Genomic DNA, 21613 nt, shown 5'->3' on the forward strand with positions numbered 1-21613 from the left:
AATTAGAAAATGCCCTCTAAACGGTCAGAGGCTTGTATTAGAGCATCAGCTTGACGACCGATTCATTCGGGTCACGGGTCTTTCCAGCTGCTTTGAGTTCAGCAAGATAATCGTTCCAGAGATCTTCTTGGCGCACTGCCAGCTGGTACAGGTATTCCCAAGTGAACAGGCCGCTGTCGTGGCCGTCGTCGAAGGTCAATTTCAGTGCGTACTGACCGGCCGGTTCGACCTTGCTCAGGCCTACGCCGATCTTGCCAAATTGCAGGATAGGTTTGCCGTGGCCCTGGACTTCGGCGGAAGGAGAATGCACGCGAAGAAACTCGGCGGGCAGGTGATATTCCTCGCCGGATGCGTATTTGAGCGACAGGGTTTTCGAGGCTTTGTGCAGTTTGATGTCGGTGGGAAGTTGGGTCATGGCGAAGGGCTTCCGGGCTTGAAGCTACAAGCTACAAGCTGCAAGACGGTGATGTCCAGCTTGCAGCTTGCAGCTTGCAGCTTGCAGCTTGCAGCTTGTCGTTTGAAGCTTGCCGCTTTACAGAATGTAGCGAGACAGGTCTTCGTTCTGCGCCAATTCGCCCAGGTGGCTGTTGACGTAATCGGCATTGATCAGGATCGGCTTGTCCTCGTGGGTGCTGGCCAGATCGCCGGCGCTGAACGATACCTCTTCGAGCAGACGTTCGAGCAGGGTATGCAGGCGACGGGCACCGATGTTTTCGGTTTTCTCGTTGACTTGCCAGGCGATCTCGGCGAGACGCTTGATGCCGTCCGGCAGGAATTCGATGAGCAGGCCTTCGGTTTTCAGCAGTGCACAATATTGCTCGGTGAGCGATGCGTGCGGTTCGCTGAGGATGCGCTCGAAATCTTCCGGGCTCAGGGCCTTGAGTTCGACCCGAATCGGCAGGCGACCTTGCAGCTCCGGCACCAGATCGCTCGGCTTGCTCAGGTGGAACGCACCGGAGGCGATGAACAGAATGTGGTCAGTCTTGACCATGCCCAGTTTGGTGTTGACGGTGCAGCCTTCGATCAGTGGCAGCAAGTCGCGCTGTACGCCCTCGCGGGACACGTCGACGCCACCGGAATTGCCGCGTTTGGCGACCTTGTCGATTTCATCGATGAACACGATGCCGTGCTGCTCGACAGCTTCCAGGGCCTTGGCCTTCAATTCTTCTTCGTTGACCAGACGACCGGCTTCTTCGTCGCGTACCAGTTTCAGCGCTTCCTTGACCTTGAGCTTGCGACTCTTGCGCTTGCCCTTGCCCATGTTGGCGAACAGGCTCTGCAACTGATTGGTCATCTCTTCCATGCCCGGTGGCGCGGAGATATCGACGCCGGTCACTTCGGCCACTTCGATTTCGAGCTCCTTGTCATCCAGCTGCCCTTCGCGCAGGCGCTTGCGGAACAGTTGACGGGTGTTGGAATCCTGGGCCGGAGCGGCGTCCTCGTTGGTGAACCCCATGCGTGCCGGTGGCAGCAAAGCGTCGAGGATGCGTTCTTCGGCGGCGTCTTCGGCGCGGTGACGAACCTTGGTCATTTCCTGTTCGCGCAGCAACTTGATCGCAGCATCGGCCAGATCACGAATGATCGATTCGACGTCACGGCCAACGTAGCCCACTTCGGTGAACTTGGTCGCTTCGACTTTGATGAACGGCGCGTTGGCGAGCTTGGCCAGGCGACGGGCGATTTCGGTTTTACCGACACCGGTGGGGCCGATCATCAGGATGTTCTTGGGAGTGACTTCGACGCGCAGCTCTTCGGGCAGCTGCATCCGGCGCCAGCGGTTGCGCAGAGCGATGGCGACGGCGCGTTTGGCATCGTCCTGGCCGATGATATGGCGATTGAGTTCGTGGACGATTTCACGGGGGGTCATGGGCATAATAATTGGCGGTCCTCAAGCATAAATGAGCCGTGGCGCAATGGCCTGCACAGGCTTACTCAGCGAGATCCTGCTCCTCGATGGTGATGTTGTGGTTGGTGAACACGCAGATGTCGCCAGCGATGCCCAAGGCGGTTTCGACGATTTCCCGGGCCGACAAATCGGTTTTCTTCAGCAGGGCGCTCGCGGCGGCCTGGGCGTAACCGCCGCCCGAACCCATGGCGATCAGGCCTTCTTCGGGCTCAACCACGTCACCGTTGCCGGTGATGATCAGGGAGGCATCTTTGTTGGCGACCGCAAGCATGGCTTCGAGGCGGCTCAGGGAGCGGTCGGTGCGCCATTCTTTGGCGAGTTCGACGGCGGCTCGAACCAGGTGGCCCTGATGTTTCTCCAGCTGGCCTTCGAAACGCTCGAAGAGGGTGAAGGCGTCAGCGGTGGCCCCGGCAAAACCGGCGATAACCTGGCCGTGATAGAGGCGGCGAACTTTCTTCGCGTTGCCTTTCATCACGGTATTACCGAGCGAAACCTGGCCGTCGCCGCCCATGACGACTTTGCCGTGGCGGCGAACTGAAACGATGGTGGTCAAGGGAGAGTCTCCACGCAGCGGGGCGAAAATGCCTTATCGCAACTCATATGGGGGTGGTGGAGCGTTTTTCAACTGTGGAGCGGGAGAGGGGACGAGCGGTGTAGGGCAGGGATGGGGGGTTGTCTGTTTGATCGTTCCCACGCTCTGCGTGGGAATGCCTCAAGGGACGCTCCGCGTTCCAGCTCTAGAAAGGGACGCGGAGCGTCCCGGGCTGCATTCCCACGCGGAGCGTGGGAACGATCATGAAGGGTTAACGACTTTGGCGTTGTTGTAACAACAAGTTGCTGAAGCCGCTGCCGGCCAGTTGCTTCTGGGCGGTAGTCAGTTGTTCGCGGTTGCTGAACGGGCCGACCAGCACCCGATACCAGGTCTCGTCTTTCACGGTGCCGGATTCAACCGCCACGGCCTGACCCAGCAGAATGATCTGCGCACGCACCTTGTCGGCATCGGCTTCCTTGCGGAACGAGCCGGCTTGCAGGAAGAACTTGGTCACCGGCGCAGCTTTTGCCACGGGCGGCGCTGGCGGCGGGGTAATGCCGGCCAACGCCGCTTGAGCCCGGGCCGTGTCGATCTTCGCCGCTTGCTCTGGCGTCACCGGCGTGGTGGGAATGGCCGGCACTTGTGGTGTCGGCAGGGTTTTTTCCGGTACGGCGTCCGGTGGCACGATCACTTCCGATTCCGGCAGCAAGGTGTAGAAGTCGTACTTCGGCTTCACCGGTTGCGTCGGGCTCGGCGGGGTCTTGTTGGCCTCGGCGATCTTGCTGGCTTTCTGCTGCTCGATCTTCTCGCGCTTGACGGTATCGCTGCCCTTGCCCGGCTCCAGCTTCATCAGGAACACAATGAACGCGCCGACCGTCAGGCCGATGGCCATCCACAGCCAGCCCGGGACCGGTTGCTTTGCAGGAGCTTGGTAACGGCTGGCGCCACGTTTGGGTGCAGGTTTTTTCTTGGCAGCCAACTTACATACGCTCCAGAGTTTCCAGACCCAAGAGTTCCAGGCCTTGCTTGAGAGTGTGGCCGGTCAGTGCGGCGAGACGCAGGCGGCTCTGCATTTGCGCCGGTGTTTCGGCCCCAAGGATCGGGCAGTTCTCGTAGAAACTGGAGAACAGGCCGGCAACATCGTACAGGTAGGTACAGAGAATGTGCGGCGTGCCTTTGTCGGACACGTTGTTCAGTATTTCGCCGAATTGCGCCAGTTTCGCGGCCAGTTCAAGTTCGTGCGGCGCTTCAAGGACGATCTGTCCTTCGACTTCGCTGAAGTCCTTGCCAAGTTTGCGGAATACGCCGGCCACCCGGGTGTAGGCGTAGAGCAGGTATGGCGCGGTGTTGCCTTCGAAGTTCAGCATCAGGTCGAAGTTGAAGCTGTAGTCGCTGGTGCGGTGCTTGGACAGGTCGGCGTATTTCACGGCGCCAATGCCCACGACCCTGGCGATATTGCGCAACTCGTCTTCGGTAAGCGTCGGGTTCTTTTCTTTTACCAGCGTGTAGGCGCGTTCCTGGGCTTCGGTCAGCAGGTCGATCAGCTTCACGGTGCCGCCATCGCGGGTCTTGAACGGACGGCCGTCGGCGCCGTTCATGGTGCCGAAGCCCATGTGCTCCATTTCCATCGGATGGGTCACGAAGCCGGCCAGACGCGCGACCTGGAACACTTGCTGGAAGTGCAGGGCCTGGCGCTGGTCGACGAAGTACAGCGCGCGATCGGCCTTCAACACACCGCTACGATAACGCACGGCCGCCAGGTCGGTGGTGGCGTAAAGATAACCGCCGTCAGCCTTGACGATGATCACCGGCAGCGGGTCGCCGTCGGCGTTCTTGAACTCGTCGAGGAACACGCATTGAGCGCCGTTGCTCTCGACCAGCAGGCCAGCGGCCTTGAGGTCGTTGACCACGTTGATCAGGTCGTCGTTGTAGGCACTTTCGCCCATCACGTCGGCCATGGTCAGTTTGACGTTCAGCAGTTCGTAGATTTTCTGGCAGTGCGACAGCGAGATGTCTTTGAACTTGGTCCACAGCGCCAGGCAGTCCGGGTCGCCGGCTTGCAGCTTGACCACCAGGCCACGGGCGCGATCGGCGAATTCTTCGGACTCGTCGAAGCGCTGCTTGGCGGCGCGGTAGAAGTTTTCCAGGTCCGACAGCTCGTCGCTGGTGATCGGGTTTTCCTGCAGGTACGCCATCAGCATGCCGAACTGGGTGCCCCAGTCGCCAACGTGGTTCTGGCGGATCACTTCGTCGCCGAGAAACTCCAGAACCCGGGCCACGCCGTCGCCGATGATGGTCGAGCGCAAGTGGCCGACGTGCATCTCTTTGGCCAGGTTGGGGGCCGACAGGTCGACCACAGTGCGCTGCACCGGGCCGGCCTTGCGTACGCCGATGTGGTCGTCGGCGAGCGCCGCGTCCAGGCGGGTCGCCAGGGCTTGAGTGTTCTGGAAGAAGTTCAGGAAGCCAGGGCCGGCGATTTCGGTCTTGGAGACGTTCTCGTCAGCCGGCAGCGCGGCGATGATTTTCTCGGCCAGGTCACGGGGCTTCATGCCCGCTGGTTTGGCCAGCATCATGGCGATGTTGCTGGCGAAGTCGCCGTTTTTCTTGTCGCGGGAGTTTTCCACCTGGATCGCCGGCGACAGGCCTTCAGGCAACACACCTTCGTTGACGAGTTGGGTGATGGCTTGTTGGATCAGCTGGCGAATGGTGTCTTTCATGGTCTTCTCTTTCGACCGCTAGCGCGGCGGCGCTTCGATGCGCTGGTGGAAAAACTGGGCATTATCCGTTGCGAAGACGGGCTTGCCAACTATAGCGGGCAGGTTATGGATATGTGGTGACAAATCGACCGCCTTCGCGGGCAAGCCTCGCTCCTACAATCTTTTGATCGGCGCACTGCCCTGTAGGAGCGAGGCTTGCCCGCGAAGGCCATCTTCCAATCAATACAAATCGACCGGATCGACATCCAAGGACCAGCGCACCGCCCGCCCACTCGGCATCTGCTCCAACACCAGCAACCAACTGCTCAGCAATCGATGCAGCGGCGCCCGGGCCGTGGCTTGCAGCAATAACTGTGCACGGTATCGCCCGGCTCGGCGTTCCATCGGTGCCGGCACCGGCCCCAGCAACTCGATTCCGCTCAGATTCTGCTCGGCCAGCAAACGCTCGGCCTCGCTGCACGCTTCATCGAGGAAGCCTTCGGCCTGCCCCGGTTTATGCGCTTCGGCCCGCAGCAGCGCAAGATGCGCAAACGGTGGAAGGCCGGCGCCCCGGCGTTCGCTCAATGCCTGTTCGGCAAAGGCGAAATAGCCCTGTTCGGTCAATTGCACCAGCAGTGGATGGTCTGCCAGATGCGTCTGAATGATCACTTTGCCCGGCTCTTCGGCCCGCCCCGCGCGTCCTGCGACCTGGACGATCAACTGCGCCATGCGTTCGCTGGCGCGGAAATCGCCGGAGAACAGTCCGCCGTCGGCATCGAGAATCGACACCAGGGTCACCCGTGGAAAGTGGTGCCCTTTGGCAAGCATCTGTGTGCCGACCAGAATGCACGGCTGGCCCTTCTGGATGGTGGCGAACAATTGATTCATCGCATCTTTGCGTGAAGTGCTGTCGCGGTCGACCCGCAGCACCGGGACGTCCGGAAACAGAATCCCCAGGCGTTCTTCGGCGCGCTCGGTGCCGGCGCCCACGGGCCGCAAATCGACCTTGCCGCACTTCGGGCAATGGCGGGGCACGCGTTCAACGTAGCCACAATGGTGGCAACGCAGTTCGCCGGAGCGCTGGTGCACGGTCATTCGCGCGTCGCAGCGCTGGCATTCAGACATCCAGCCGCAGTCGTGGCAGAGCAGCGTCGGGGCGAACCCCCGGCGGTTGAGGAACACCAGCACCTGCTGGCCGGCGGCCAGGGTTTGAGCGATGGCTTGCTGCATTGGCCCGGAAATGCCGCTGTCCAGCGGACGACTTTTCACGTCCAGGCGCAGAAAGCGCGGTTGTTGGGCTCCACCGGCCCGCCCATTCAGGCGTAAGAGGCCGTAACGACCGGTGTAGGCGTTTTGCAGGCTTTCCAGTGACGGTGTAGCGGACCCGAGCACGATCGGGATGTTTTCCTGCCGGGCGCGGACCAGTGCCAGGTCGCGGGCGTGGTAGCGCAGGCCTTCCTGCTGTTTATAAGAGCCGTCGTGCTCTTCATCGATGATGATCAGACCGGGGTTTTTCATCGGCGTGAACAGTGCCGAACGGGTACCGATAATAATGTCGGCCTCGCCATCCCGTGCCGCCAGCCAGGCTTCCAGACGTTCGCGGTCATTGACCGCGGAGTGGATCAGCGCAATGCGCGCATTGAAGCGCTGCTCGAAACGCGCCAGGGTTTGCGGGCCGAGGTTGATCTCCGGGATCAGCACCAAGGCTTGTTTGCCAGCCTCGAGGGTTTCGCGGATCAGTTGCAAATAGACTTCGGTCTTGCCGCTGCCGGTGACGCCGGCCAGCAGAAACGCGTGATAGCTGTCGAACCCGGCACGGATCGCTTCGTAAGCGGCGCGCTGCTCCGGGTTGAGCGGTAGTTCCGGTTGGGCCAGCCAGTGTTCATGGCGCACGCCGGGTGCGTGTTTTCGGATTTCAACTTGCACCAGCCCCTTGGCCAGCAACAGATCGAGGCTGTCCTTGCTCAGCATCAGTTTGCTCAGCAACTGATGAGCGACGCCATGGGGATGCTGGGCCAGGGTCGCCAGGGCTTCACGCTGTCGTGGTGCGCGGGCGATGCGCGGATCATCGAGGCTGGCGCCAGGCGCGGCGGACCAGAAGCGCTCCTGGCGAGCTTCGGCCAGTTCACCCTGACGCAACAATACTGGCAGTGCCCAGCTCAAGGTGTCGCCGAGGCTGTGTTGGTAATACTGAGAGGTCCACAGGCACAGCTTGAACAGCGCGGGCGGCAAGGGCGGCGTGACGTCGAGTAGCGCAAGGGCCGGTTTGAGTTTTTCAGTCGGCACTTCGCTGGTGTCGGTGACCTCCACCAGAATCCCGATCATCTCGCGCCGACCGAACGGCACCCGCAAGCGCATGCCCGGATGTAGCTGGGCGCGCAGGACTCCGGCTGGCGCGCGGTAGTCGAACAGGCGGCGCAGAGGCGAAGGCAGGGCGAGGCGCAGAATGGCGTTGGGCACGCAGGGAGTCTCTCTGGGCGGGCAGTAAGAAAGGCTGAGCGCAATCCCTGTGGGAGCGGCTTGCCCGCGAAGAGGCCTATGCAGCCGGCATCTTCATTGGCTGTCAGGGCTTTCGCGGGCAAGCCCACTCCCACAGGTTTGCGTGCAGATGATCAGCATTTGGGGCGCGAGCCTAGCAGACGGTCGGTGTAAGGGACAGCTTGCGTGATTGCAAAGGTCTGGTAGAATCCGCGGCCTAATTACGTGCGGTATTCAACAATGGTGTTGAGTGGCGGCACGCTAGCCTGAGGAATACATCATGAAAGCCGATATCCATCCAACATACGAAATCACCGCAGTTACCTGCAGCTGTGGCAACAAGTTCGAAACTCGTTCGAACCTGGCCAAGCCTCTGGCGATCGACGTATGCAACGAGTGCCACCCGTTCTACACCGGTAAGCAGAAGACTCTGGATACTGGCGGTCGTGTACAGCGCTTCGCAGACCGTTTCGGCGCTTTCGGCAAGAAAGCTCCTGCTGCAGAGTAAGGTTGAAAGGCCCGGTGGGCTTTTCCTTGCTGATGAAAAAGGCGTCCCTCGCGGGCGCCTTTTTTGTGTCCGCGATTTGGCTTTCCGGTGCCCAGGCCTTCTGCCCGACACCGAGCGGACTCACGTCAGTCACGGTGCAACGCGTGGTGGATGGCGACACCTTGCGTCTGAGCGATGGCCGCAGTGTGCGCATGATCGGTTTGAATACGCCGGAGCTGGGCAAGCAAGGTCGCTCCGACGAACCGTTCGCCGTGGCTGCGCGCAAACGTCTTGAAGCTCTGGTGGCTGCGAGCAACGGACAGGTCGGTTTGTTACCGGGTAAGGAAAGCAAGGACCATTACGGCCGCACCCTGGCTCATGTCTACAGTGTCGATGGGGCCAATCTCGAAGCGCAGATGCTCGCCGAGGGTCTCGGTTTTCAGGTCGCGGTGGCACCGAACGTCGATTTGGTCGCCTGCCAGCAAGCGGCCGAACGCAGCGCTCGTCGGGCCGGTCTCGGGCTGTGGCGACAATCACCTGTATTGAAAGCGGAGCAGATCAGCGCGTCCGGTTTCGCCATGCTCAGTGGTCGTGTGAGCAAGGTTCAGCGCAATCGCGGCGGGGTTTGGATCGAGTTGCAGGATTCGGTTGTATTGCGGGTTGCACCCAATGTGCTGGATCGATTCGATGTCGCATCGCTTGAAAAGCTCAAAGGCAAGCAAATCGAGGCTCGTGGCTGGGTGGTGGATCGTTCGCGCCGTGGTGGGTTGAAACCGGGGCAGGCGCGCTGGCTTCTGCCGCTGACCGATCGAGCGATGTTGCAGGCAGCACCGTAAGAAAAAACTGTAGACATTTTTTCTGCTGATTGTGAACAGTCTATCCCTTGTGTTCCGTGGCTCTTGGCCCAAAGTCGTAGGGCCGGGCGCTTGACAGGGGTGACTGGTCAGTCTTGTGAGGACTTTGCGAGGCGAGTATCCTCGGCGGTCCGTCTGTCCAACAGTAAAAAGCGGAATGCCCCTATGTCTGATCTGAAAACTGCCGCTCTCGAATATCACGCCCATCCCCGTCCAGGGAAGCTGAGTGTCGAGCTCACCAAGGCCACCGCTACCGCCCGCGATCTGTCGCTGGCCTACAGCCCCGGCGTAGCCGAACCAGTACGCGAAATCGCCCGCGATCCTGAACTGGCCTACAAGTACACCGGCAAGGGCAACCTGGTTGCAGTCATTTCCGATGGCACCGCTATTCTCGGCCTGGGTAACCTTGGCCCATTGGCTTCCAAGCCTGTCATGGAAGGTAAGGGCGTGCTGTTCAAGCGCTTCGCCGGCATTGACGTATTCGACATCGAAGTCGACTCCGAAAGCCCGCAAGCCTTCATCGACACCGTCAAGCGCATCTCCATTACCTTCGGTGGCATCAACCTGGAAGACATCAAGGCGCCTGAGTGCTTTGAGATCGAGCGCGCTCTGATCGAGCAGTGCGACATTCCGGTATTCCACGATGACCAGCACGGCACCGCAATCGTTACTGCGGCCGGCATGATCAACGCCCTGGAAATCGCTGGCAAAACCCTGGCTGACGCCAAAATCGTCTGCCTGGGTGCCGGTGCTGCCGCCATCTCCTGCATGAAATTGCTGGTGAGCATGGGCGCCAACATCGAAAACATCTACATGGTCGACCGTACCGGCGTGATCCACTCCGGCCGTGACGATCTGAACCAGTACAAGGCTGTGTTCGCTCACGCGACCGAGAAGCGCACCCTGGCTGACGCACTGGAAGGTGCCGATGTGTTCGTTGGCTTGTCCGGCCCGAACCTGCTCAGTGCTGAAGGCCTGAAATCCATGGCGGCCAACCCGATCGTGTTCGCGTGCTCGAACCCGGATCCGGAAATCTCCCCGGAACTGGCTCACGCCACCCGTAACGACGTGATCATGGCCACCGGCCGTTCGGACTACCCGAACCAGGTCAACAACGTACTGGGCTTCCCGTTCATCTTCCGTGGTGCCCTGGACGTTCGCGCCAAGCGCATCAACGAAGAAATGAAAGTGGCTGCCGCCAACGCCCTGCGTGAACTGGCCAAGCTGCCAGTGCCTCAGGAAGTGTGCGACGCCTACGGCGGCATCAAACTGGAATTCGGTCGCGAGTACATCATTCCGAAACCAATGGATGCCCGTCTGATCACCCTGATCTCCGATGCCGTGGCCAAGGCTGCGATCGAGACCGGTGTGGCGACCCTGCCGTATCCGAAGAACTACCCGCTGAAAAGCGTGGATGACGTGTTCAACGGATAAAAGCAGCCGCCCATAAAAAAACCCAGCCAAGTGCTGGGTTTTTTTATGGGGCTCAAGCGGCAAGCTACAAGCTGCAAGTTAAAAGCGAAGGGTGTTCTGCTTTTGCTTCTTCTTGTGGCTTGCAGCTTGAAGCTCGCAGCTGCTCCTCTAGAACAAATCGATCGGCGCTGCCTCATCGGCTGGCAGCGGGCTGCCCGGCACAATGCCGTTGCTCAGCTCGTTAACCGACGGTGGTGTGTCTTCGGCCTTGAACAGCTCGAAATAGGCGCCTGGCGTGCTTGGGGTGGCCGCACGGCCGCTGATCGGGTCGACACGCAGGCTGAGAATGCCTTCGGGTTCCGCTTGGGTGTGGGGCGGTTTGTCTTTGAGGGCCGCCGCCATGTAGTTCATCCAGATCGGCAAGGCAACGGTACCGCCGAACTCGCGCTTGCCCAGGCTTTCCGGCTGATCGAAGCCGGTCCAGACAGTGGTCACGTAATCGGCGTTGTAGCCGGAGAACCAGGCGTCCTTGGATTCGTTGGTGGTGCCGGTCTTGCCCGCTATGTCGCTGCGACCCAAGGCCAGCGCACGGCGACCGGTGCCGAGTTTGATCACATCCTCGAGCATGCTGTTGAGGATGTAAGTGGTGCGCCCATCGATGATGCGCTCGGCCACGGCCGGCGTTTGTGGCATGGGCTGGGTGCTCGGTGCTTCGCCTGGGGTAGCGTTGATCGTGAAGGTGTCAGAGGCCGGCATGGCAATGCCGTCGCTGGCTACGGTGCCTTTCGGAACACTCGGCGGGTTGGCAACGAATAGCGTGTCGCCGTTGCGGCTTTCGATCCGTTCGATGATGTATGGGGTGATCTTGTAGCCGCCATTGGCGAAGGTGGCCCAGCCGGTGGCGATTTCCATTGGCGTCAGGGTCGCTGTGCCCAGGGCCAGGGACAGGTTGCGCGGCAGGTCCTGTTTGTTGAAGCCGAACTTGCTGATGTAGTCGATGGTGCGGTCGACACCCAGCGCTTGCAGCAGGCGGATCGATACCAGGTTGCGCGACTTGTAGAGCGCTTCACGCATGCGGATCGGGCCGAGGAAGGTATTGGTGTCGTTCTTCGGGCGCCAGACTTTGTCCAGGTACTCGTCGACGAACACGATCGGTGCGTCGTTCACCAGGCTGGCGGCGGTATAGCCGTTGTCCAGGGCGGCGCTGTAAACGAACGGCTTGAAGCTCGAGCCCGGCTGACGCTTGGCCTGCATGGCGCGGTTGTAATTGCTCTGCTCGAAGGCGAAACCGCCGACCAGCGAACGAATGGCACCGTTCTGCGGGTCGAGGGAAACCAGCGCGCCTTGAGCCTGCGGAATCTGGCTGAATTTGAGCGAACCGTCTGGCTGACGCTGCACGCGAATCAGATCACCGACCTGCGCGACGTCCGATGGCTGCTTCGGATTGGCGCCCATGCTGTTGGTGTTCAGGAACGGACGAGCCCACTTCATGGTTTCCCAGGCGACGTGCTCTTCGCCGGTACCCGTGCGGGTCAATACCTGCACGCCGTTCTTGTCGACCTGGGTCACGATCGCCGGTTCCAGGCCGCTGATGATTCGCTGTTTGGTCAACTCCTGAGCCCAGGCCTCTCGGGTTTTACCCGGCAGGCGTGACTCGGGGCCGCGATAACCGTGTCGCTGGTCATAGGTCATCAAGCCTTCGTGAACCGCGGTATTGGCCATCTCCTGCAAATTGCTCGGCACCGTGGTGGTGACACGGAAACCTTCGGTGTACGCATCGCTGCCATAGCGGCCGACCATTTCGGCCCGGGCCATTTCGGCGACGTATGGCGCGTTCACTTCGGGAGTCGGTACATGGTAGCTGGCGTTCAGCGGCTCATTGATCGCAGTGATGTAGTCGGCTTCGGTGATTTTGCCGAGCTTGTACATGCGCCCCAGGATCCAGTCGCGACGCTCTTTGCTGCGGGTCGGGTTGGCCAGCGGGTTGAAGCGCGACGGAGCTTTTGGCAGGCCGGCGATCATCGCCATCTGCGCCAGGCTCACGTCACGAATCGACTTGCCGTAATAAACCTGCGCCGCTGCTTCGATGCCGTAGGCGCGGTTGCCCAGATAGATCTTGTTGACGTACAGCTCGAGAATCTCGTCCTTGGTCAACTGTCGTTCGATCTGCAGGGCCAGGAGGATTTCGGTGGTTTTGCGCGAGAAGCTGCGTTCGCTGGTCAGGAAAAAGTTCTTCGCTACCTGCATGGTGATGGTGCTGCCGCCGGACTGAATGTGTCCGCTCTTTACCAGTTGGGTGGCGGCACGCATCAGGCTGCTGGGGTCGACGCCATAGTGGTTGGCGAAATTGTCGTCTTCAGCACTTAGTAACGCATTAATGAAATTGGGGGGAATGTCGGCGAAACGGATTGGCGTACGGCGCATTTCGCCAAATTCTGCGATCAATTTGTTGTCGCTGCTGTACACCCGCAAAGGAATCTGCAACTGAATGCTTCTCAGCGCCTCCACAGATGGCAATCCAGGGCTAAGGTAAAGAAAAGCGCCGCTCAGACCCAGGAGCAGCCCGCAGAAAACGGCGACGATGGACCAACCGAAAAATTTCAGCAGACGAATCAAGGCTTTTGGATATCCAGGGTAAAGAATGAATTAGGCATCAGGGGTTCAGGCTATACACAGAATGACCCGCGCTTGCAGTGAAAGCGGAAAAAACGCTCCGCATTATAAGCATTTTTCCGTCGGGAGGCGTCATTTGCGCTTCTGTCAAGACGGAGGGTATTGAACGCAATGGATATTACAGAGTCCGTAACTCACGGATAGTCATAGGGAATTGGTAGTGCTAGGACTCTTCAATAAAAAAGCCAATACGCTTCTGGGGATCGACATCAGCTCCACGTCGGTGAAGCTACTGGAGCTAAGTCGTCAAGGCGACCGGTATCGGGTCGAGGCCTATGCGGTCGAGCCGCTGCCTGCCAGCGCCGTGGTCGAGAAAAATATCGCCGAACTCGAAGGGGTGGGGCAGGCGCTTGCGCGGGTGTTATCCAAGGCCAAGACCAGCCTCAGGAACGTGGCCGTCGCTGTGGCCGGTTCAGCGGTCATCACCAAGACCATCGAGATGGACGCCGGTCTTTCCGATGACGAGATGGAAAACCAGCTGAAGATCGAGGCCGATCAGTACATTCCTTATCCTCTGGATGAAGTGGCGATCGATTTCGAAGTGCAAGGCGCGTCGGCGCGCAACCCCGAGCGGGTCAATGTGCTGCTGGCGGCGTGTCGCAAGGAAAACGTCGAGGTGCGTGAGGCGGCCCTGGCTCTGGCCGGGCTGACCGCGCGCGTGGTCGACGTCGAAGCTTATGCCCTGGAGCGATCATTCGGCCTGCTGGCCACCCCGTTGGCCGCCTCTCAGGAGCGCCTCACCGTGGCGGTGGTCGATATCGGCGCCACCATGACCACCCTGAGCGTGTTGCACAACGGGCGGATCATCTACACCCGCGAACAATTGTTCGGCGGGCGTCAACTGACGGAAGAGATTCAGCGTCGTTATGGCTTGACGGTCGAACAGGCGGGGTTGGCGAAGAAGCAGGGTGGTTTGCCGGACGATTACGTCAGCGAGGTCTTGCAGCCGTTTCGTGATGCGTTGGTGCAACAAGTGTCGCGTTCACTGCAGTTTTTCTTTGCCTCTGGCCAGTACAACTCGGTCGATCATATCCTCCTGGCCGGCGGCACCGCCTCGGTCCCCGGGCTGGAGCGATTGATCGAGCAACGCCTGGGTACGCCGACCCAGGTCGCCAACCCTTTCTCCGACATGACCCTGAGCAGCAAGGTCAACGCCGGTGCCCTGGCGAGCGATGCTCCGGCACTGATGATCGCTTGCGGGCTGGCCCTCAGGAGCTTCGACTGATGGCGCGGATCAATCTTTTACCCTGGCGTGAAGAGTTGCGCGAAGGGCGGCGCAAACGCTTTTTACTGGCGTTGGTCAGTGTGCTGTTGGGCTCGGTGGCAGCGCTGCTGATTGCGGACCAGGTCATTAACAACGCCATTAACCGGCAAGTCGCCCGTAACGATTACATCGGCAAGCAGATTGCCGTGGTCGACGAGCGGATCAAGCAGATCAGCGATCTGAAGGCCCGCCGACAGCAACTCGTGGAGCGCATGCGCATTATTCAGGACTTGCAAGGCAACCGGCCGATCAGCGGGAGGATTTTCGATCAATTGGCGCGCACCTTGCCGGACGGGGTTTATTTCACCGAGGTGCAAATGGTCGGCAAAACCGTGTCCATCACCGGCGCGGCGGAATCCAACAACCGGGTTTCGGATCTGATGCGCAATCTTGATGCCTCCGATTGGTTCGATGCGCCCAACCTCACGGAAGTCAAAGCGACCACCGCCGGTCAGCTGGATCAGGCCAATGTTTTTCAGTTGACCGTCCGTCAGACCCAGCCCGCGATTGTGGGGGGCGCCAAATGAAACCGTCCGAATGGTTCGAAGGGTTGCGCCAGATCGACATCAACGATCTGGACACCAGCAACATGGGTTCCTGGCCACCGGCGATCAAGCTCCTGGCGAGTGTCCTGCTGATGGTCCTGATGCTAACCCTGGGCTACAGCTTCTTGATCAGTGATCTGCAAAACCACCTGGAACTCAGGCGCGAGGAAGAATCGACGCTCAGGGAGCAATTCGCGACCAAAGCCCATATGGCGGCGAACCTGGAGCTGTATACCCAGCAGATGAAGGAAATGGAGAACTCCTTCGGCATGCTTTTGCGGCAATTGCCCAGCGACACCGAAGTGCCCGGCCTGCTTGAGGACATCACCCGCACCGGCCTGGGCAGCGGCCTGGACTTCGAAGAAATCAAGCTGCTCCCGGAGGTTACCCAGCAGTTCTACATCGAGCTCCCTATTCAGATCACCGTCACCGGCGCTTATCACGACCTGGCCACTTTTGTCAGCGGCGTGGCCGGGTTGCCACGGATCGTTACCCTGCATGACTTCGACCTGGTGCCGGCCAATCCCGATGGCGGTCCGAAGTTGCGCATGAGCATTCTTGCCAAGACCTATCGCTACAACGACAAGGGGTTGCAGAAATGAGCCCGATTCGTTGCCTGTCGATGGTTATGTGCCTGCTCATCCTGGCCGGTTGTGGTGGCGACAACGATTTCAGCGATTTGGACGCCTACCTGAACGAAGTGCGTCTGCGTGCCCCCGGCAAAATCGAACCAACGCCGACATTCCGGTCTTACCCGACATTCACCTATAACGCTGCCAACCTGCGTAGCCCGTTCTCCCGACAGGTCAGAGTCGATCTGGCCGGTCAGAAGCACGGCTCGCGCAACGTCAAACCCGACCCCCACCGGGTCAAGCAGTACCTCGAAGGTTTCAACATCGAACAGTTTGAAATGGTCGGCACGCTCTCCAATGCAACCGGCTTCTTTGCGCTGTTGCGCGGGGCGGGCGGCGTGCATCGGCTGAAAGTCGGCGATTACCTGGGGCGTAACGATGGGCGGATCGTCGCCATCAGCGGTTCACAAGTCGACGTGGTCGAAATCGTTCCTGACGGCGAAGGTGCTTGGCTGGAACGGCCGCGGACCATCCCTTTGAAAGAGCACTCATAGTGGAACTCGAATAATGAACAGGATTTTTTCAACCTTCGGTATTTCGCTATGGATAGCGATTCTGTCGCCGATGGTACTGGCGGCCAACCTCAAAGCGCTGGATGTCGCCGCGCTGCCCGGCGACCGTGTCGAGTTGAAGTTATCGTTCGATGGGCCGCCACCGCAGCCTCGCGGTTACACAACTGAGCAGCCTGCGCGGATTGCGCTGGACCTGCCCGGGGTCACCAGTCAGCTGGCGAACAAGAATCGGGATCTGGGTGGCGGTAATGCCCGCAGCGCCACGGTCGTGGAGGCCAAGGACCGTACGCGGCTGATCATCAACCTGACTCAAATGACGCCGTACAACACCCGCGTCGAAGGCAACAGTTTGTTCGTGATTGTCGGGCAAGGGGCTGGTGGCAAGGTGCCCAAGCCGACCGCCAGCGCACCGCGTGCAGCCGCTGCAACGCCAGCACCTGCCAGGGTTAATGCACCCGTGGGCAAAGCCATCCGGGGCGTGGATTTCCAGCGCGGCACCCAGGGTGAGGGCAACGTGGTCATCGATCTGTCGGATCCCTCCATCGCGCCGGACATCCAGGAGCGCGATGGCAAAATCATCGTCGGTTTCACCAAGACCCAGCTGCCTGAACGGTTGCGCGTACGCCTCGACGTCAAGGATTTCGCCACACCGGTGCAGTTCGTCAACGCCAGCGCAACGGGCGATCGGGCCATCATCAGCATCGAGCCCAGCGGTGCTTTCGATTATTCGACCTATCAGACCGACAACAAACTGACCGTCAGCATCCGGCCGATGACTGTCGATGATCTGCAAAAGCGCAACGCCGAACGCTTTGCCTACACAGGCGAAAAACTCTCGCTGAATTTTCAGGACATCGATGTGCGATCGGTGCTGCAACTGATCGCTGATTTCACCAACCTCAATCTGGTGGCCAGCGACACGGTACAGGGTGGCATCACGTTGCGTTTGCAGAATGTGCCATGGGATCAGGCGCTGGATCTGGTGCTGAAAACCAAAGGGCTGGATAAGCGCAAGATCGGTAACGTGCTGCTGGTGGCGCCGGCCGATGAAATCGCTGCCCGAGAACGTCAAGAGCTGGAGTCGCAGAAGCAGATCTCCGAACTGGCGCCTCTGCGTCGCGAGCTGTTGCAAGTCAACTACGCCAAAGCCGCCGAGATCGCCAAGCTGTTCCAGTCGGTGACCAGCACCGAGGCGAAAATCGACGAGCGAGGATCAATCACTGTCGATGAACGAACCAACAATATCATTGCTTACCAGACCCAGGATCGACTCGACGAGCTGCGTCGCATCGTTGCGCAACTGGATATTCCGGTGCGTCAGGTGATGATCGAGGCCCGTATCGTCGAGGCCAATGTCGATTACGACAAAAGCCTTGGCGTGCGCTGGGGCGGTTCGGTGCGCAAAGGTAACTGGAACACCTCGGGGGTCAACGGCTCTTCGACCACAATCGGTACGCCGGGCAGCATCAGTACCAACTCGCCGTTCGTCGATCTGGGGGCCTCTGCCAATACCTCGGGGATCGGTATCGCGTTCATTACCGACAATGTGCTGCTGGACCTTGAGCTTTCGGCCATGGAGAAAACCGGCAACGGGGAAATCGTCTCGCAGCCCAAGGTGGTCACGTCCGACAAGGAAACCGCGAAAATCCTCAAGGGCACCGAGATTCCCTATCAGGAAGCCAGTTCCAGCGGCGCCACCTCGGTGTCATTCAAGGAGGCTTCGCTATCCCTGGAAGTGACCCCGCAGATCACGCCAGACAACCGCATCATCATGGAGGTCAAGGTCACCAAGGACGAACCGGATTACCTGAACAAAGTGCAGGATGTGCCGCCGATCAAGAAAAACGAGGTCAACGCCAAGGTGTTGGTTAACGACGGCGAGACCATCGTCATCGGTGGGGTTTTCTCAAATACTCAGAGCAAGGTTGTAGATAAGGTGCCATTTCTCGGTGATGTGCCGTATCTTGGCCGCCTTTTCCGGCGTGACGTGGTATCGGAGAAAAAATCCGAGCTGCTGGTATTTCTCACTCCGCGTATCATGAACAATCAGGCGATTGCTGTGAGTCATTGATTCTGTGCGAAATTTGATTCTTGTTGGACCGATGGGGGCTGGAAAAAGCACCATCGGCCGGTTGCTGGCCAAAGAGCTGCGCCTGCCATTCAAAGATTCCGATAAGGAAATTGAATTGCGCACGGGCGCCAATATCCCGTGGATTTTCGATAAGGAAGGCGAACCGGGCTTTCGTGACCGCGAGCAGGCGATGATCGCCGAGCTGTGTGCGTGCGACGGTGTGGTATTGGCGACCGGAGGCGGTGCGGTGATGCGCGAAGCCAATCGCCGGGCGCTGCACGCCGGTGGTCGGGTGGTCTATCTGCATGCGTCGGTCGAGCAGCAGGTCGGCCGGACGGCTCGCGATCGCAATCGGCCACTGCTGCGCACCGCCGACCCGGCGAAAACCCTGCGGGACTTGCTGGCTATCCGTGATCCGCTGTACCGGGAGATCGCCGACCTGGTGGTTGAAACCGATGAGCGGCCACCGCGGATGGTGGTGCTCGACATCCTCGAACGCTTGCAGCAACTACCGCCCCGTTAATGCGCGGCGCGAAATGCGCTATTCTCGGCGTCCTGACGCAGCCGCTCCAGGTTGTGGCGGTTGGCTACCGAATGGCGTCACACCAGCAGACGCCATGGAATTCGTAAACTTTAGGCAGGACGCCTGATTCCATTTCACTGTGGGGACACATGCAGACACTCAAGGTCGATCTAGGCGAGCGCAGCTACCCGATTCATATTGGCGAAGGTTTGTTGGATCAGCCTGAGCTACTGGCCCCGCATATCCGCGGGCGGCAGGTGGCGATCATCTCCAATGAGACCGTGGCGCCGCTCTACCTGGAGCGTCTGACCCGCAGCCTCGCGCAGTTCTCGGTGATTTCGGTGGTGCTGCCCGACGGCGAAGCCTTCAAGACCTGGGAAACCCTGCAACTGATTTTCGACGGCCTGCTGAGCGCACGGCACGATCGCCGCACCACGATAATCGCCCTGGGTGGCGGCGTGATTGGCGACATGGCCGGATTTGCGGCGGCCTGCTACCAGCGTGGCGTCGATTTCATCCAGATACCCACCACGTTGTTGTCCCAAGTCGATTCTTCGGTGGGCGGCAAGACCGGGATCAATCACCCGCTGGGCAAGAACATGGTCGGCGCCTTCTATCAGCCCAACGTGGTACTGATCGATACCGCCACTCTCAATACTCTGCCGCCCCGCGAACTGTCTGCCGGGTTGGCGGAAGTCATCAAATACGGGCTGATCTGCGACGAGCCATTCCTGACCTGGCTCGAAGAGAACGTCGATCGCCTGCGAGCGCTGGACCAGACTGCCCTGACTTACGCCATCGAACGCTCCTGCGCGGCCAAGGCTGCGGTGGTCGGTGCCGACGAAAAAGAGACGGGCGTACGCGCCACGTTGAACCTGGGCCATACCTTCGGCCACGCGATCGAAACTCACATGGGCTATGGTGTCTGGCTTCATGGTGAGGCAGTCGCTGCTGGCACCGTAATGGCTTTGGAAATGTCCGCGCGCCTGGGCTGGATCAGCGAACAGGAGCGTGATCGCGGTATTCGTCTGTTCCAGCGGGCCGGCCTGCCGGTCATCCCGCCGCAAGAGATGAGCGAAGCCGATTTTCTCGAACACATGGCGATTGACAAGAAAGTGATCGACGGTCGTTTGCGCCTGGTGCTGCTGCGCCACATGGGCGAAGCGGTGGTGACCGACGATTATCCGAAAGAGGTTTTACAGGCCACGCTGGGAGCGGATTACCGCGCCCTGGCTCAGCTTAAAGGTTAATAAGATTCCGATGACTAGTTTGCATGCCGACGAGGCTTTCCTCGGCCATTACCAGTTAAGTCATGACCCTTTCGCACCACGGGTACCTGGCTTCAAATTTTTCCCGGCCCAGCGCAAACCGGTGCTGGGGCAACTGCATCATCTGGCCCGTTACAGCCAGTTGCTGCTGGTGGTTACCGGCCCTCAAGGCAGCGGCAAAACCCTGTTGCGTCAGGCCCTGGTGGCCAGCACCAACAAACAGTCAGTGCAGAGCGTGGTGGTTTCCGCCCGTGGTGCCGGCGATGCAGCGGGTGTGCTGCATCAGGTGGCTCAGACGCTGAATGTCGAACAGGCCGAAATCGGCGCCATCCTCGCGCAGGTGGTACAGCTTGCCCTCACGGGGCAGGAAGTCTATTTGCTGGTGGATGATGCCGAGCAACTCGATGAATCCGCGCTGGAAGCCTTGCTGGCTTTGGCCGCGGGTGCACCGGAGGGTCGCCCCCACGTGTTCCTGTTCGGCGAGTCCTCGCTGATCGCCCAGCTTGATGCGCTGAGCCTTGAGGAAGAGCGTTTCCACGTCATCGAATTGCAGCCTTACACCGAGGAAGAAACCCGCGAATATCTGGATCAGCGTCTTGAGGGCGCTGGCCGTGGTATCGAACTTTTCACCGCGGATCAGATCTCTGATATTCACGAAAGCTCCGACGGTTGGCCTGGCAATATCAATCAGGTCGCCCGCGATGCAATGATCGAAGCCATGATTGCCAGCCGCTCAGCGGTGAAGCGTCCAAGTATGGGGTTCAACATGCCGAAGAAACACGTATTGGCGATTTCCGCCGTAGTCGTGGTCGCGGTAGCCGCCGCCTGGTTGATGCCGGGTCGCAGCAAAGCACCGACCACCGGCGCGCCTGCCAATGAGCAGGCGCAACTGCCATTGGGCCAGGGCGCGCCACAACCTGACAGCAGTGGCGCTCCCGCCGTAGAGTTCGCCGGTAATTCACAACCGATGCCATTGCCTTTGGTCGGCAATTCGCAGCCGGTGATGCGTGGTCCGCTGGCCGAAGCGGCCGGTGGTATCACCGAAGGCGACGACGGTGTGCCGGTTGAAGGTTCCAGCGCTACGCCGCCGACCGTGACCACGACTGCACCGCCTGCGGGCATCCAGCCAGGCCCGGCGCCAACCCCGGCGCCGACTCCAATACCGGCCCCCAAGCCGGCGCCTGCGCCGACTCAGGTCGCTGCAGCCAAGCCAGCGCCTGCACCTGTTGCCAAACCGGCTCCAGCGCCCGCCAAGCCGGCTGTGGCCGTCAAACCTGCCGAGAAGCCAGTCACCGTGGCCAAGGCCGCCGGTGGCAGCTGGTACGCCGGCCAGGCGCCGGGTAACTACGTGGTGCAGATCCTTGGCACCAGCTCCGAATCGGCCGCGCAAAGCTTCGTCAAGGAGCAGGGCGGTGAGTACCGTTATTTCAAGAAAGTACTCAACGGCAAGCCGCTTTATGTCATCACCTACGGTAGCTTCGCCAACCGCGATGCAGCCGTTACCGCCATCAAGGCCTTGCCAGCGAAGGTTCAGGCTGGTAAACCTTGGCCTCGCACTGTCGCCAGCGTCCAACAGGAACTGGCAACAACTCGCTGAAGATTCGGCGGCCTTACCCAGGCCGCCTCTCCAAGCACCTCAAAATTTCTACACGTGCATGCCGCCTCTACAGGTCGCGTGCCTTGTGGTGTCTGCGTCATAGTGGTCTTTGAGTCGGTGCGGTCAAAATTAAAAAAGTTTTGACTAGCACAGCATATCGCT

General features: G+C 60.0%; 18 protein-coding genes. 11 read left to right on the forward strand and 7 right to left on the reverse strand.

Annotation, left to right across the window (positions count from 1 at the left end; genetic code table 11):
- Window positions 1-37 precede the first annotated feature (37 nt).
- From BZL43_RS17490 to BZL43_RS17520, 6 genes are all read right to left on the reverse strand, one after another.
- Entirely contained in the window at window positions 38-415 is a 378-nt protein-coding gene (locus tag BZL43_RS17490; protein ID WP_008009230.1) for a gamma-butyrobetaine hydroxylase-like domain-containing protein, read from the reverse strand.
- Window positions 416-532: 117 nt separating this feature from the next.
- Window positions 533-1873, reverse strand: a complete 1341-nt coding sequence (gene hslU / locus BZL43_RS17495) for an ATP-dependent protease ATPase subunit HslU (protein ID WP_095633465.1) — start codon at window positions 1871-1873, stop codon at window positions 533-535.
- Window positions 1874-1928: 55 nt separating this feature from the next.
- Window positions 1929-2459, reverse strand: a complete 531-nt coding sequence (gene hslV, locus BZL43_RS17500; protein WP_007936812.1) for an ATP-dependent protease subunit HslV — start codon at window positions 2457-2459, stop codon at window positions 1929-1931.
- A gap of 250 nt (window positions 2460-2709) precedes the next feature.
- Window positions 2710-3417, reverse strand: coding sequence for an SPOR domain-containing protein (locus BZL43_RS17510; RefSeq protein WP_095633467.1), 708 nt, complete (start codon window positions 3415-3417; stop codon window positions 2710-2712).
- 1 nt (window position 3418) lies between these two features.
- Complete coding sequence (argS, locus tag BZL43_RS17515; RefSeq protein ID WP_095633468.1) at window positions 3419-5155, reverse strand: arginine--tRNA ligase; 1737 nt, start codon at window positions 5153-5155, stop codon at window positions 3419-3421.
- Between the two features lie 219 nt (window positions 5156-5374).
- Window positions 5375-7594: a primosomal protein N' gene (locus tag BZL43_RS17520; protein WP_095633469.1), complete on the reverse strand. Its 2220-nt coding sequence runs from the start codon at window positions 7592-7594 to the stop codon at window positions 5375-5377.
- Between the two features lie 298 nt (window positions 7595-7892).
- Between BZL43_RS17520 and rpmE the strand changes: the two genes are divergently transcribed.
- From rpmE to BZL43_RS17535, 3 genes are all read left to right on the forward strand, one after another.
- Entirely contained in the window at window positions 7893-8120 is a 228-nt protein-coding gene (gene rpmE / locus BZL43_RS17525) for a 50S ribosomal protein L31 (protein ID WP_095633470.1), read from the forward strand.
- 26 nt (window positions 8121-8146) lie between these two features.
- Complete coding sequence (locus BZL43_RS17530) at window positions 8147-8935, forward strand: thermonuclease family protein (protein ID WP_095633522.1); 789 nt, start codon at window positions 8147-8149, stop codon at window positions 8933-8935.
- A gap of 183 nt (window positions 8936-9118) precedes the next feature.
- Window positions 9119-10387: a malic enzyme-like NAD(P)-binding protein gene (locus BZL43_RS17535; RefSeq protein ID WP_007899225.1), complete on the forward strand. Its 1269-nt coding sequence runs from the start codon at window positions 9119-9121 to the stop codon at window positions 10385-10387.
- Window positions 10388-10534: 147 nt separating this feature from the next.
- Here the strand turns inward: BZL43_RS17535 and BZL43_RS17540 are convergent, their stop codons facing one another.
- Window positions 10535-12979, reverse strand: a complete 2445-nt coding sequence (locus tag BZL43_RS17540; RefSeq protein ID WP_371916219.1) for a penicillin-binding protein 1A — start codon at window positions 12977-12979, stop codon at window positions 10535-10537.
- Between the two features lie 220 nt (window positions 12980-13199).
- On the opposite strand from BZL43_RS17540, the gene BZL43_RS17545 reads away from it, so the two are divergent.
- The 8 genes from BZL43_RS17545 (at window position 13200) to BZL43_RS17580 (ending at window position 21451) form a co-directional block, all read left to right on the forward strand.
- Complete coding sequence (locus tag BZL43_RS17545; protein WP_095633472.1) at window positions 13200-14264, forward strand: pilus assembly protein PilM; 1065 nt, start codon at window positions 13200-13202, stop codon at window positions 14262-14264.
- On the forward strand, window positions 14264-14830 hold the full coding sequence (locus tag BZL43_RS17550) for a PilN domain-containing protein (protein ID WP_095633473.1): 567 nt from the start codon (window positions 14264-14266) through the stop codon (window positions 14828-14830). The genes BZL43_RS17545 and BZL43_RS17550 overlap by 1 nt, the downstream gene beginning before the upstream one ends.
- Window positions 14827-15450 (forward strand): type 4a pilus biogenesis protein PilO, encoded by a 624-nt coding sequence (gene pilO, locus BZL43_RS17555; protein ID WP_095633474.1) that lies wholly within the window; start codon window positions 14827-14829, stop codon window positions 15448-15450. Before BZL43_RS17550 ends, pilO begins: the two co-directional genes overlap by 4 nt.
- A complete protein-coding gene (locus tag BZL43_RS17560; protein WP_095633475.1) occupies window positions 15447-15974 on the forward strand; it encodes a pilus assembly protein PilP in 528 nt (175 codons plus the stop codon). The genes pilO and BZL43_RS17560 overlap by 4 nt, the downstream gene beginning before the upstream one ends.
- Window positions 15975-15987: 13 nt before the next feature.
- A complete protein-coding gene (pilQ, locus tag BZL43_RS17565; protein WP_095633476.1) occupies window positions 15988-18063 on the forward strand; it encodes a type IV pilus secretin PilQ in 2076 nt (691 codons plus the stop codon).
- A 4-nt stretch (window positions 18064-18067) separates the two neighbouring features.
- Window positions 18068-18586: a shikimate kinase AroK gene (gene aroK / locus BZL43_RS17570; protein ID WP_032830073.1), complete on the forward strand. Its 519-nt coding sequence runs from the start codon at window positions 18068-18070 to the stop codon at window positions 18584-18586.
- 149 nt (window positions 18587-18735) lie between these two features.
- A complete protein-coding gene (aroB, locus tag BZL43_RS17575; protein ID WP_095633477.1) occupies window positions 18736-19836 on the forward strand; it encodes a 3-dehydroquinate synthase in 1101 nt (366 codons plus the stop codon).
- Window positions 19837-19846: 10 nt separating this feature from the next.
- Window positions 19847-21451, forward strand: a complete 1605-nt coding sequence (locus tag BZL43_RS17580) for an AAA family ATPase (RefSeq protein WP_095633478.1) — start codon at window positions 19847-19849, stop codon at window positions 21449-21451.
- The last annotated feature ends 162 nt before the right edge of the window (window positions 21452-21613 follow it).

This window comes from Pseudomonas sp. PICF141 (assembly GCF_002286815.1).
GTDB lineage: Bacteria > Pseudomonadota > Gammaproteobacteria > Pseudomonadales > Pseudomonadaceae > Aquipseudomonas.

Coding starts and splice junctions, on each gene's coding strand:
- BZL43_RS17490 (WP_008009230.1), bottom strand. CDS start 415: ATGACCCAACTTCCCACCGACATCAAACTGCACAAAGCCTCGAAAACC.
- hslU (WP_095633465.1), bottom strand. CDS start 1,873: ATGCCCATGACCCCCCGTGAAATCGTCCACGAACTCAATCGCCATATC.
- argS (WP_095633468.1), bottom strand. CDS start 5,155: ATGAAAGACACCATTCGCCAGCTGATCCAACAAGCCATCACCCAACTC.
- rpmE (WP_095633470.1), top strand. CDS start 7,893: ATGAAAGCCGATATCCATCCAACATACGAAATCACCGCAGTTACCTGC.
- BZL43_RS17535 (WP_007899225.1), top strand. CDS start 9,119: ATGTCTGATCTGAAAACTGCCGCTCTCGAATATCACGCCCATCCCCGT.
- BZL43_RS17550 (WP_095633473.1), top strand. CDS start 14,264: ATGGCGCGGATCAATCTTTTACCCTGGCGTGAAGAGTTGCGCGAAGGG.
- pilO (WP_095633474.1), top strand. CDS start 14,827: ATGAAACCGTCCGAATGGTTCGAAGGGTTGCGCCAGATCGACATCAAC.
- BZL43_RS17560 (WP_095633475.1), top strand. CDS start 15,447: ATGAGCCCGATTCGTTGCCTGTCGATGGTTATGTGCCTGCTCATCCTG.
- pilQ (WP_095633476.1), top strand. CDS start 15,988: ATGAACAGGATTTTTTCAACCTTCGGTATTTCGCTATGGATAGCGATT.
- aroB (WP_095633477.1), top strand. CDS start 18,736: ATGCAGACACTCAAGGTCGATCTAGGCGAGCGCAGCTACCCGATTCAT.
- BZL43_RS17580 (WP_095633478.1), top strand. CDS start 19,847: ATGACTAGTTTGCATGCCGACGAGGCTTTCCTCGGCCATTACCAGTTA.